General features: G+C 67.5%; 11 protein-coding genes. 6 read left to right on the top strand and 5 right to left on the bottom strand.

From position 1 onward, the window contains the following. Window positions 1-82: 82 nt before the first annotated feature. The 5 genes from KTR9_RS03490 to KTR9_RS03470 all read right to left on the bottom strand — a co-directional run bounded on the left by KTR9_RS03490 (window position 83) and on the right by KTR9_RS03470 (window position 4,934). Complete coding sequence (locus KTR9_RS03490) at window positions 83-1,312, bottom strand: cytochrome P450 (RefSeq protein ID WP_014925233.1); 1,230 nt, start codon at window positions 1,310-1,312, stop codon at window positions 83-85. Then, complete coding sequence (locus tag KTR9_RS03485) at window positions 1,312-1,545, bottom strand: ferredoxin (protein ID WP_014925232.1); 234 nt, start codon at window positions 1,543-1,545, stop codon at window positions 1,312-1,314. Before KTR9_RS03485 ends, KTR9_RS03490 begins: the two co-directional genes overlap by 1 nt. A 2-nt stretch (window positions 1,546-1,547) precedes the next feature. Next, window positions 1,548-2,417, bottom strand: a complete 870-nt coding sequence (locus KTR9_RS03480; protein ID WP_044505780.1) for an SDR family NAD(P)-dependent oxidoreductase — start codon at window positions 2,415-2,417, stop codon at window positions 1,548-1,550. Between the two features lie 379 nt (window positions 2,418-2,796). Beyond that, the gene (locus KTR9_RS03475; RefSeq protein ID WP_014925230.1) at window positions 2,797-4,293 is read right to left on the bottom strand and encodes an aldehyde dehydrogenase; all 1,497 of its coding nucleotides are present in this window, start codon (window positions 4,291-4,293) and stop codon (window positions 2,797-2,799) included. A gap of 212 nt (window positions 4,294-4,505) precedes the next feature. Further along, window positions 4,506-4,934 (bottom strand): hypothetical protein, encoded by a 429-nt coding sequence (locus KTR9_RS03470; RefSeq protein ID WP_014925229.1) that lies wholly within the window; start codon window positions 4,932-4,934, stop codon window positions 4,506-4,508. A gap of 73 nt (window positions 4,935-5,007) precedes the next feature. Here KTR9_RS03470 and KTR9_RS03465 point away from each other — a divergent pair, with 73 nt between their 5' ends. The 6 genes from KTR9_RS03465 to mnhG are packed head-to-tail and all read left to right on the top strand — an operon-like array spanning window position 5,008 to window position 11,836. Beyond that, window positions 5,008-7,983: a Na+/H+ antiporter subunit A gene (locus tag KTR9_RS03465; RefSeq protein ID WP_014925228.1), complete on the top strand. Its 2,976-nt coding sequence runs from the start codon at window positions 5,008-5,010 to the stop codon at window positions 7,981-7,983. Beyond that, window positions 7,980-8,795, top strand: coding sequence for a Na(+)/H(+) antiporter subunit C (locus KTR9_RS03460; protein ID WP_014925227.1), 816 nt, complete (start codon window positions 7,980-7,982; stop codon window positions 8,793-8,795). Before KTR9_RS03465 ends, KTR9_RS03460 begins: the two co-directional genes overlap by 4 nt. Next, window positions 8,792-10,408 (top strand): Na+/H+ antiporter subunit D, encoded by a 1,617-nt coding sequence (locus tag KTR9_RS03455; protein WP_014925226.1) that lies wholly within the window; start codon window positions 8,792-8,794, stop codon window positions 10,406-10,408. Before KTR9_RS03460 ends, KTR9_RS03455 begins: the two co-directional genes overlap by 4 nt. Then, window positions 10,405-11,247 carry a Na+/H+ antiporter subunit E gene (locus KTR9_RS03450; protein ID WP_014925225.1) on the top strand — a complete coding sequence of 281 codons (843 nt, stop codon included), beginning with the start codon at window positions 10,405-10,407 and terminating at the stop codon, window positions 11,245-11,247. The genes KTR9_RS03455 and KTR9_RS03450 overlap by 4 nt, the downstream gene beginning before the upstream one ends. Then, window positions 11,244-11,507, top strand: a complete 264-nt coding sequence (locus KTR9_RS03445) for a monovalent cation/H+ antiporter complex subunit F (RefSeq protein WP_010844030.1) — start codon at window positions 11,244-11,246, stop codon at window positions 11,505-11,507. The genes KTR9_RS03450 and KTR9_RS03445 overlap by 4 nt, the downstream gene beginning before the upstream one ends. Further along, window positions 11,504-11,836 carry a monovalent cation/H(+) antiporter subunit G gene (gene mnhG, locus KTR9_RS03440; RefSeq protein WP_014925224.1) on the top strand — a complete coding sequence of 111 codons (333 nt, stop codon included), beginning with the start codon at window positions 11,504-11,506 and terminating at the stop codon, window positions 11,834-11,836. Before KTR9_RS03445 ends, mnhG begins: the two co-directional genes overlap by 4 nt. The last annotated feature ends 39 nt before the right edge of the window (window positions 11,837-11,875 follow it).

The following is an 11,875-nucleotide window of genomic DNA, read 5'->3' as shown; positions in this document are numbered from 1 at the left end:
CGGACGTGAAACCGGTGCGGCGGGCGAGGACGGCAACCCGCCGCACCGGTGGTCGACGACCGCTCGTCGAGGAGACCGGCGGTCAGGATTCCGGCGTGAAACGGATCGGCATCCGCACACAACCCCGGACCTGGCTTGCGTGGAAGACCGGCGGGTCGGACTCGACCAACTGGTAGTCCGGGATGCGACGGTGGATCTCCTCGAGGGCGATGGTCAGCTCGATACGGGCCAGATGTGAGCCCAGACAGCGGTGCGCACCGCCGCCGAAAGCGAGGTGGCGGTTCGGTTTCCGGGTCAGATCGAGCTCGTCCGGTTCATCGAACTCCTCACCGTCCCGATTGGCCGAGCACAGCATGAGGATGAGTTGCTCACCCTCGGCGATCGTCACCCCGCCCAGTTCGACGTCGCGCGTGGCACGCCGCCCGGGAACGACGGCGGCCTCGATGCGCAGGATCTCCTCGACGGCCGTCGGGATCATGTCCGGGTCGTCGACGATGTTCTGTCGCTGCTCGGGGTTGTTCACCAGGTGGACGATGGCCCACGCCAGCGAGCCCTGGACGGTGTGCAGTCCCGCGATGAGCAGCAGGAAGAACATCCGGTTCAGCTCTTCGTCGGTGAGGAGGCGCAGTCCGTCCTCCATCTCCACCTCGGTGTGGATGAGCTGCGAGGTGACGTCGTCACCCGGGTTCGCGCGGCGCTCGTCGACCATCTTCTGGAAGTAGCCGAGCATCTGCATGCCGGCGATGCCGCGCGCCTCGAGCGACTCCTCCTCGGTGCCACCCGGCTTGCCGAAGAGGACGACGTCGGTGGCCTCGGTGAACAGCGGTGCGTCCTCGATCGGCCAGTCCATCAGGGCCAGGAAGATTCGCGCCGGCAGTTCATGGGCGAACTCCGAGATGTACTCGGCCTCACCCTTGGCCGCGAAACCGTCGAGTAGATCGTTGACCACGACCCGGATGCTGTCCGACAACGTCTTCATGCGTGCGGGACCGAACAGCGGCTGCAGTGCTTTGCGGTAGCCGGTGTGCTCCGGCGGGTCCAGCTCGATCGGGATGAACTTGCCGAACGCCTCGTTGGTCACGAGGTTGTTGGGGTAGCTGGAGAAGGTCTCTGCGTCGCGCAGAACCTCGTGGATCTCGCTGTAGCGGGTCACGATCCAGTGGCCGCCGTGGGCGGTGGAATAGACCACCGGGCCCTTGGCCGCGAGGTCTGCTGCGAGTTCCTGGAATCGATCGATCGGGGCTGCGATGGACTGGTCGTATACGTCGAAGTCGACGGTGACGTCCTCGCGGGACCGTTCCGTAGTTGTCATCACTGGTCCTTGGGAGTGGGGGCTTCGGTGGTCTGCAGCGCCAGTGCGCGTTCTGGACACATGGCGACGGCTTCTTGGGCCAGAGCCGCTTCGCCCGGCGCGAGAGGGCGTTCGGGCACCACGGGGTCGCCCTGATCATCGGCATCGATCAGATCAGGGGCGACCCCGTAGCAGAGGCCGTGCCCGGCGCACGCCACGCGATCCACGGTGAGAGTGCTGGGCTGAGGGGACATGGTCAGGCGTTCGGGTTCTTCTGGTCGAGGTCCTCGGGGAACCACATACCCACGCGGGAAAGCGTTCCGCCATCCGCCGAGCTGATGACCTGACCGGACATGTAGGCCGCATCGTCCGAGGCGAGGAACAGGGCGATCTTGGCGTTGTCGACCAGTGACGGCGGACGGTTGAGTTTCAGCGGAATCGGGGACACGTACGGATCCCACGGTCCCGCAACCTCTTCGTAGGACTGCCCGACGACCGGCGAACCCGCGGGCATCAGGAAGTTGGGCGACATACCGTGCACCGGCGCGATGCCGTTCACCCGGATACCGTAGGGGCCCAGGTCGAGGCTCAGGCCGCGGACCAGGCCGTTGACCCCGGCCTTGGTCGCCGAGTAGAGCGCGATCTGGTGGTATGCGAGGAACGATGCGGCCGACGAGGTGGCGATGATGGTGCCACCGCCGTTGCGCTTGAGCGCGGGCACCGCCGCCTGGGCGGTGAAGATCACGCCGCTGAGATTCACACCGAGGACGTTGTTCCAGTCTTCTTCGGTGAGGTCCTCGAAGTTCACCTGCTCGCCGCCGGCGACGCTGGGGACGCCGCCGCGAGACACCACTCCGGCGTTGGCCCAGGCGATGTCGAGCTTGCCGAAGTGCGCGACGGCCTGATCGACCGCGGCCGTGATGTCGGACTTGCTCGCGACGTCCGCGGTGATGGCGATGGCTTCGCCACCCTGCTGCTCGACGAGCTTCGCGCTCTGCTCGGCACGATCTCCGTCGATGTCGACGATGGCGATCTTGGCACCCTCGGCGGCGAACAGCTGCGACGACTGCCTGCCGAGGCCGGAACCCGCGCCGGTGATGAGCGCAACTTTGCCTTCGAGTTTCATGAGTTCGATTCCTTGCATTCGATGGAGAGAGCGGATGCCGCCCGAGATGCCTTCTCGGACAACTCGACACCGCGCGGATCACGGAGTGGTGGGTGATGCTGGAGGCTGTCCGTACTGTGACGCCCGCCACCCCCGTATCACCACGGTAAGCCGAAAGACATGAGACGTCAAGCGATATTTGTCAGCAGCTTGGGAAGTCGAGAAACGCATTGCCGCAATGTCTTACGCCCACCGAGCCGAGCGGACAACGACCGCACGACACGGGATGCGGGCATGGCGAAACGGCGTGACAGAAGGCCACGCCGTCGCGTACGCGGACCTGCCGGCGCGGCGATCCCGGTGGGATCGCCACGCCCGCAGGTTTATTCGGTTATGGAGGTCAGGCGGACGGCAACGGTGCCGGGAGATGAACGGTCTTCAGCTCGAAGAACTCCTCGAGCCCTTCGGGGCCACCCTCGCGACCCACACCCGACTGCTTGTACCCGCCGAACGGCAGCGTGAAGTCGATGACCGAGGTGTTCACGTTCACGGTTCCGGTCCGGATACGTTGCGCCACTTCGAATCCGTGCTCCACGTCCGAGGTGAACACCGCACCCGACAGGCCGTACTCGGAATCGTTGGCGATGGCCACCGCGTCGTCCTCGTCCTCGTAGGTGATGATCGAGATGACCGGACCGAAGACCTCTTCCTGCGCGATGGTCATGTCGTTGCGCACGTTGTCGACGATCGTCGGCTGGACGAAGAACCCCTGATCGCCGACGCGCTCACCGCCGTAGACGATCTCGGCGCCGCCCTTCTTGGCCGCCTCGATGTAGCCCTCCACCCGGTCCCGCTGCCGCGCGGAGGTCAGCGGACCGAGGAAATTCGTTTCTTCCCAGGGGTTTCCGATGGGAATCAGGCCCAGGGCGGCCTTGTACGCCTCCACGATCTCATCGTGTCGGGACCGCGACACCAGCACGCGCGTCAGGGCGATGCAGGCCTGTCCGGATTGCAGGCATCCCGCCATCGGCAGGTTCTGCATCACCGTGTTCAGGTCGGCGTCGTCGAGGATGATGGCCGCCGACTTGCCGCCGAGCTCCAGCGAGACCTTCGCGACCCGATCGCCGGCGAGGTTCATGATCCGGCGGCCGGTCGCGGTGCTCCCGGTGAACGTGATGTGGTCGACCCGTGGATCGGTCACGAGCGCCTCGGACACCTCGCGATCGGCGACGACCACGCTGAGAACGCCTTCAGGGATCACACCCTCGTCGACGAGTTCACCGACCACGTCGGCGAAGACCGACGGCGACAGGGGCGCCTCGGGCGAGGTCTTGAGTACCACCGAGCACCCGGCGGCGAGGGCCGGGATCACCTTGAAGGCGATCGTCCCGATGGGGCCGTTCCACGGGATGATGGCCGCGACCACGCCGCTCGGCTCCTTGAGGATGCGGGAGATCCCGCCGTCGGCCCGCGTCCGATCCTCGCGGAGTGTCACCTTGCGGGCCTCCTCGGCCACCGCGCGGAACAGTCCGACGGTCATCTGCTGCGTCATCGCGCTCACCGGGACGGGCACGCCGACCTCGACGATGCCCAGCGTCGTCAGCTCGGCGGTCCGGGCTTCGAGCCGGTCGGCGATCGTGTCGATGACCGCGGCACGCTCGACAATGGGCTTGCGCGCCCACTCACCCTTGTCGAACGAGGTGCGGGCCGCCTCGACCGCACGCCCCATGTCCTCGGCCGTCGCGGCCCGGACCCGGGCGGCGGTGCGTTCGAAGTACGAGTCGACGACCTCGATCCACTCGTCGCCGGTCGATTCGACCCAGCGGCCGCCGATGAACACCTTCTCGCGATCGGACACGGTGGCGAGCGGATCGGTCACTTGTTCTGTGATTGTCATGAAAGGCAGTTCTCCCTCGAGGAATACGCGGCGTCCAGCGCGGACCACACCGTTGCGCCGCCTGTGAAGCGGGTCACAACGCAGCTTAATAACCGAAAGGTGTTAGGTCAACAGCTGACATCTTGTGTCCGATGTATCGCAGCTTCCCGTGGGGGCACAGCCGGGGTGGATCGGGCGGTCGTGACCGATCGACGACGAGGGAGCGGCGCGGACTACTCCACGTTGACGAGATAGAAGACCGACGACCCGCCGCCCGCGGCCTGCGGGGACGCGCCGATCTGGACCCAGTAGGTCGCGCCCTCCTTGGTCGCGGACATGACGACGACGGACTGGCCGCCCTCGGTCGACCGATGCGACTCGGCGAAGCCCGCATCGGTCAGCGTCTCGGTCGCGGCCTCGAGCTGGTTGCCGGCATTGACCGGACCCTGCACCGTGACCTCCCAACCGTCGGAACGACTGCCGCCCGCGGAGAGCACGTGACCGTCGATGAGAGGCACCTGCGTGACCGGGAAATCCGACGGTAACTGGACGCCGTCCGGACCGGCCTGTTCCTCGTCCGCACAACCCGCGACGAGGCCGAATACCAGCAGGGCAGCGGCGGTGATGACGGCGGTACGCCGGAGCCAGTCGAACCGGAACATACGGGCAACGGTAAAGTAGCGACCGCGGGTGTTCGCCCGTGACACCCCGCCGGGAGGAAGACGGAGTGCCCTTTTGATCACCGTGTTGGCTGCGTTGGCAGTGTGCGCACTCGTCGCGCCCGCAGCCATCCACTGGATGGGCACCCGCGGTTTCTACGTCCTCGCGCTCGCACCGCTCGGCGCGCTGATCTGGGTCGTCCTCAACTGGCCCCCGCCCGACGCGGCCGCCGCCCGAGTCGAGACGGTCAGCTGGGTCCCATCGCTGCAGATGGACATCGTCACCCGCTTCGACACCCTGACGGCGATCCTGTCGGTGCTGATCCTCGGGGTCGGTGCGCTGGTGCTCTGCTACTGCGCGCACTACTTCGACGACGCCCGCCCTCGGGTCGCGGTGTTCGGCGGCGAGATGGTCGGCTTCGCCGCGGCCATGTTCGGCCTCGTCATCTCCGACAACATGCTCGTGCTCTACGTGTTCTGGGAGCTCACCACCGTGCTCTCGTTCATGCTCGTCGGCTTCTACGGGGTGCGCGCGACGGCTCGACGGTCCGCCACGCAGGCACTGCTGGTCACCACCTTCGGCGGTCTGGCGATGCTCGTGGGCATCATCATGCTCGGCGAGCGTTCGGGCACCTACCTGCTCTCGGAGATCATCTCGGCCCCGCCGACGGGTGTCTACGTCGACATCGCGGTCGTCCTGTTGCTCATCGGCGCCCTCACCAAGTCGGCCATCGTCCCGTTCCACTTCTGGCTGCCCGGCGCGATGGCCGCACCCACCCCGGTCAGCGCCTACCTGCACGCGGCCGCGATGGTCAAAGCCGGTATCTACCTCATCGCGCGGCTGGCACCGGCATTCTCGGTGACGATCAGCTGGCAGGTCGCCGTGGTGGGACTGGGCATGGTGACGATGGTGCTCGGCGGCTGGCGCTCACTGCGCGAACTCGACCTCAAACTCATCCTCGCGTTCGGCACCGTGTCCCAGCTCGGATTCATGGCGGTGCTGGTCGGCATCGGCGACGCGAACGTCGCGATGGCCGGCATCGCGATGCTCGTCGCCCACGCACTGTTCAAGGCGTCGCTGTTCATGGTCGTCGGCATCATCGACCACTCGACCGGTACCCGCGACGTCCGCAAACTCGCTCGGCTCGGTCATCGGCTCCCGGGCCTGGCCATCACCGCCGCCGTCGCCGGCGCCAGCATGGCCGGCATCCCGGTCACGCTCGGCTTCGTCGGCAAGGAGACCGCCTTCGCATCGGTGTGGGAGACCGGGGCGTTCGTCTCGTGGCAGGCCCACGCCGTCGACATCGTCCTGCTGGTCGGCTCGATCATCACCTGCGCGTACACGCTCCGGTTCCTGTGGGGCGCCTTCGGTCGCAAGCTGCGCAACAAGCCCAGTCCGGCGGTCGCCAAGATGCATCCGCCGACGTGGCCGTTCTACTTCTCACCGGTGGCACTCGCCGTGGCCGGCGTGGCGGCGGGCGTGTTCAGTCCGCAGCTCGGCGACCTCTTCGAGCCGTACGCCGAGACCCTCGACGGCTACGGCCACGAACTCGAGCATCTCGCGCTGTGGCACGGATTCGGACTGCCCGTCGTCTTCTCGATCATCGTCATCGTCGGCGGAGCACTGCTGTTCTACGGGGTCCGGCGTGTTCGTGACCGGGTCTTCGGGTTCCGCCCGCTGCTGAACGCCGACCGCATCTACGACGCGACGCTGCGCGGCGCGGACACGGTGTCGCTGCTGCTGACCCGCAACACCCAGCGCGGTTCGCTCCCGGTCACGCAGGGCGTCATCCTGTGCACCGCGATCCTGCTGCCGACGATCGTGCTGTTCCTCGGTGCGCGCGACCGGCTGAACATCGACTACACGGCCACCCCGGTACAGGTGGTGATCGGCGGCTGCATCGTCGCCGCGTCGCTGGCGGCGGTCCTGCTGCGCAACCGCCTGGCGGCGACCCTCGTCGTCGGCATCACCGGCTACGGCTGCGCGATGCTGTTCGCGCTGTACGGTGCCCCCGACCTTGCTCTCACCCAGTTCCTGGTGGAGACGCTGACCCTGGTCATCTTCGTGCTGGTCCTCCGCAAGCTGCCCGCCGAACCCGAGAAGCGTCACGCCACCGGGTTCAAGCCGCTGCGCGCCCTCATCGGACTCGCCTTCGGCGCGATGCTCGTCCTCATCGGCCTCTTCGCGGCGTCCGCGCGTTCGACCGAACCCCTCCACGTCGACCTGCCCGAGGCCGCCTACGAATACGGCCACGGCGCCAACGCGGTCAACGTCCTGCTCGTCGACATCCGCGCCTGGGACACCCTCGGCGAGGTGTCGGTGCTCATCGCGGCCGCGACCGGCGTGGCGTCGATGGTCTTCCGCAACCGCCGCTTCGGAGCGGCGCCGCGAGTGGCCGACGCCGCGCGCCTGCAGTCCGGTGACAACGGGGACGACGACGATCAGGTCCCACCGGACCGCACCACGTGGCTGCTCGGTTCCGGATTGCGCGACCCGCGCCACCGGTCGATGGTGCTGGAGGCGACCACCCGCCTGCTGTTCCCGACGATGGTCGTGCTGTCGATCTACTTCTTCTACGCCGGTCACAACGCGCCGGGCGGCGGCTTCGCGGGCGGCCTGACCATGGGCCTCGCGCTCGTGCTGCGGTACCTGGCGGGCGGACGCTACGAGCTCGGCGAGGCCCTGCCGATCGAGCCCGGTCGCATCCTCGGCGCCGGACTGGCCGTCTCGGCGACCACGGCGATCGTCTCGATGTTCCTCGGTGCGCCCGCGCTCTCGTCGGCGGTCTTCGAGGTCACCGTCCCGGTCCTCGGCGACATCAAGTTCGTGACCGCCCTGTTCTTCGATCTCGGCATCTACCTGATCGTGGTCGGTCTCGTCCTCGACGTGCTGCGCAGTCTCGGCGCGCGTCTCGACGTCGAGACCACCATCGCGCGCACCGCTGCGCGTATCGAGAACAACCGCAACGGCAACTCCGGCACCGACAGCTCCGGAAGCGGCGACACGACCCGCGACGACGCGGATGCGACCACCGGGCAGGTGAGTCGATGACCACCAATCTCCCGCTGATGCTCGTCGTCGGCGCGATGGCGGCGTGCGGCGTGTACCTGCTGATGGAACGCAGTCTGGTCCGGATGCTGTTCGGTCTCCTGCTGGTCGGCAACGCGCTCAACCTGATGATCATCGTCGTGTCCGGCGGCATGGGGAACCCACCGATCATGGGCCGGACGTCGGAGAACCGGCCGGGCGACGCGGACCCACTCGCCCAGGGCATGGTCCTGACCGCGATCGTCATCATGATGGGCGTCGCCGCTTTCGTGCTCGCCCTGGTCTACCGGTTGTTCGTGATCAACCGCGACGACGACGACGTCGAGGACGACGAGGAGGACGTCAAGATCCTCAGCGGGTCACTGGGCACGGCACCCGACCGCGATCGCAGCGACGATCCCCTGACCCACTCGGACACACCCACCGGCGACTACTTCGACGACAAGGGCAATCCCCTCACGCCGGAGCAGGCCGCCGCCCGCCATGCCGCGCTCTACGAGACCGACATCATGCCGACCGACTCCGACGTCATCGACGAGATCGGCGGCGCCGAGGAGGAACCGGACCCCGAGACCACTCAGCAGAGCGCCTCCCGTGAGGCGGGGCCGGATGTGTACGGCCCGGGAGAACTCGGTCCGGACGAGGTGGGCGCCAAGGCCGCCGTCTCGGCTCCCGACGGGTCCGGCGAGGACGACGAGGATCCCGACGTCATCGACCAGGACGAGATGCCCGACCGCGACGTGGTCGGGCCGGACAAGAAGAACCGACCGGACCACGAGAAGAAGCAGGCCGACGAGGACGGGGGTGACCGATGATCCCGCAAGAGTCGTGGATTCCCGTCCTGATCACCCTGCCGACACTCGTGCCGCTCGGCGCCGCCGCCGTCTCTCTGCTGCTGGGTCGCAGTCCGAAGTTCCAACGATTCGTGTCGATCGTCGCCATCACGGTCGCCTTCGTCGCGTCGTGCATCATGCTCTACCTCACCGATCGCCACGGCACCTTCGCGGTCGCGATCGGCGACTGGGGCGACAAGGGTTACCCGAACGGACCGCTCGGCATCACGCTGGTCGTCGATCAGCTCGCGGCGCTCATGCTGGTCGTGTCCACGATCGTGCTGCTGTGCGTCGTCGTCTACGCGATCGGCCAGGGCATCCGGGACGGCACCGCCCAGCAACCGACATCGATCTTCCTGCCGACCTACCTGATCCTGACCGCGGGCGTGTGCAACGCGTTCCTCGCCGGCGACCTGTTCAACCTCTATGTCTCGTTCGAGATCCTCCTGACCGCGAGTTACGTGCTGCTCACGTTGGGCGCCAGCGCCGAGCGCGTCCGTGCCGGCGCCTCGTACGTGATGGTCTCGATGGTGTCGTCGCTGATCTTCCTCGCGGGCATCGCGTTCGCCTACGCGACGACCGGCACCCTCAACCTCGCCGAGATGGCCGTGCGCCTCGACGACGTGCCCGACGGAACCCGCAACGCACTGTTCGCGGTGCTCCTCGTCGCGTTCGGCATCAAGGCCGCGGTGTTCCCGCTGTCGACCTGGCTGCCCGACTCCTATCCCACGGCCCCGGCCCCGGTCACCGCCGTGTTCGCCGGCCTGCTCACCAAGGTCGGCGTCTATGCGATCGTCCGCGCGCACACGCTGCTGTTCCCCGGCGGTTCGATGGACACGGTGCTGATGGTCGCCGGACTGCTGACGATGCTCGTGGGCATCTTCGGTGCGATCGCCCAGGCCGACATCAAACGTCTGCTGTCATTCACCCTCGTCAGCCACATCGGCTACATGATCTTCGGCATCGCGCTCTCCTCCGACCTCGGGATGTCGGCGGCGATCTACTACGTCGCCCACCACATCCTCGTGCAGACGACGCTCTTCCTGGTCGTCGGACTGATCGAACGACAAGCCGGCTCGGCCTCGCTGCGCCGTCTCGGCGGCCTGATCGCCAGTCCCCTGCTGGCCATCCTGTTCCTGGTGCCCGCACTCAACCTCGGCGGCATTCCCCCGTTCTCCGGTTTCATCGGCAAGGTCGCCCTCCTCGAGGCGGGCACCCAGGACGGCTCCGTGCTGGCCTTCACCCTCGTCGCCGGATCGGTGATCACCAGCCTGCTCACCCTCTACGTCATGGCCCGCATCTGGACCAAGGGTTTCTGGCGGCCACGCGCCGACGCCCCCGAGGGCGAGCTCGCCGACAAGGGCCCCTCCGCACTCATCGACGAGAGCACCGACGACGCCGCCTTCTCCGATCGTGAGGACGTCGGCCGCATGCCCGTGATGATGGTGCTGCCCACGATGGCGATGGTCGCCGCGGGACTCGTGCTGACCCTGTGGGCCGGACCGATCTTCGACTTCACCGACCACGCGGCCACCGACGTCGTCGACCGCGCGGTCTACGTCGACGCGGTCCTCGGCGAAGGTGGTACCCGATGAGCGCCGAGGATCGCGGACAGGGAACGGGCGCGACGAGACGCCGCGCACCGGTGGTGTCGACCAAGGGCCCGGTCCTGTCCGTCGTGATCAACCTGTGGCGCGTGTCGCTGCTCTTCTTCTTCTGGCACCTCATCGGCGCCCTGGTGTGGTTGCGGTCGCACACCCGCCTGCCGAAGTGGCTGGGGAGCGACGGCCGGGAGGTCGCGGTTCGGCTGTGGACCATCGCGTGGCTGACGTTCGTCTGGGTCTTGTTGTGGGGCACGATCTCCTGGGCCAACGTGATCGGCGGCGTGGTGCTGGCGACCCTGGTGCTGACGGCGCTGCCGTTGCCGCGGGTCCCGGTCGAAGGTCGCATCCATCCGCTGTCGGTCCTGCAGCTGGTGTTCCGTCTGATCGTCGACTTCTTCGTGTCGAGTGTGCAGATCGGCTGGATGGCGATCCGTCCCGGCCGGCCACCGCTCGGCGCCGTCGTCCGCGTACGCGTCGCGATCAAGTCCGACATGGTGCTGACGCTGGCGGTCGACTACCTCAACCTGGTGCCGGGCACGATGGTCCTGGAGATCGATCACCGTCGCCGGATGCTCTACGTGCACGTCTTCGACGTGCGGTCGGAGAAGAAGGTCCGCGGCTTCTACGATCAGGTCGCCTACGTCGAGCGTATGTTCATCAAGGCCTTCGAGCGCGACAGCGAATGGCATCCGAGCCCGTTCCACGGCATCGACGAGGACTTCCACCACGTCCGCGCCGTCGACCGCTCGGTGGACACCGCGCCGGCATCCGACGAGGCCGAGCCGGACGCGCAACCGGCCCAGACCGATCGGGAACGGGGGGACTCATGAGCTACGTGTGGCCGATCGCGGCCGCGATGCTGCTCGTCGCCACGGTGCTGACGATGGTCCGCATCCTGCGCGGCCCGACCACGCTGGATCGCCTCGTCGCGCTCGACGTGCTGATCGCGCTGTGCATGTGCGGCCTGGGGACGTGGGCGGCCTTCAGCCGTGATTCGACGGTGGTGCCCGCGATCGTGGCCCTGGCGCTGCTGAGCTTCGTCGGGTCGGTCGCGATCGCCCGCTTCCGGGTGCGGGACGACCAGACATGATCGTCGACATCATCAGCGCGACGCTGCTCCTCATCGGCTGTCTGATGGCGGTCACCGCCGCGATCGGACTCGTCCGGTTCCCGGACACCCTGAGCCGCATGCACGCAGCCACCAAACCGCAGACCTTCGGCCTGCTCCTGATACTGCTGGGTGCGGTGCTGCGGCTCGGCGACAACGTGGACAGCGGGATGCTCGTGCTCGCCGGGCTTTTCGCGCTGATCACCGCGCCCGTCGTGGCGCACCGGATCGGCCGGCTGGCGTATCAGGAGCAGCGGGCCCGCGACGGTCTCATCGATCAGCGGGACATGGAGTCACCGGACCGCGACTGAGCGTCCGACCCCCGCCGCACCCTCCGGATCGGGTGGCGG

This window comes from Gordonia sp. KTR9 (assembly GCF_000143885.2).
Taxonomy (GTDB): domain Bacteria; phylum Actinomycetota; class Actinomycetes; order Mycobacteriales; family Mycobacteriaceae; genus Gordonia.
The sequence above is the reverse complement of the archived record's forward strand: the minus strand, read 5'-3'. Positions and strand labels throughout refer to the sequence as shown.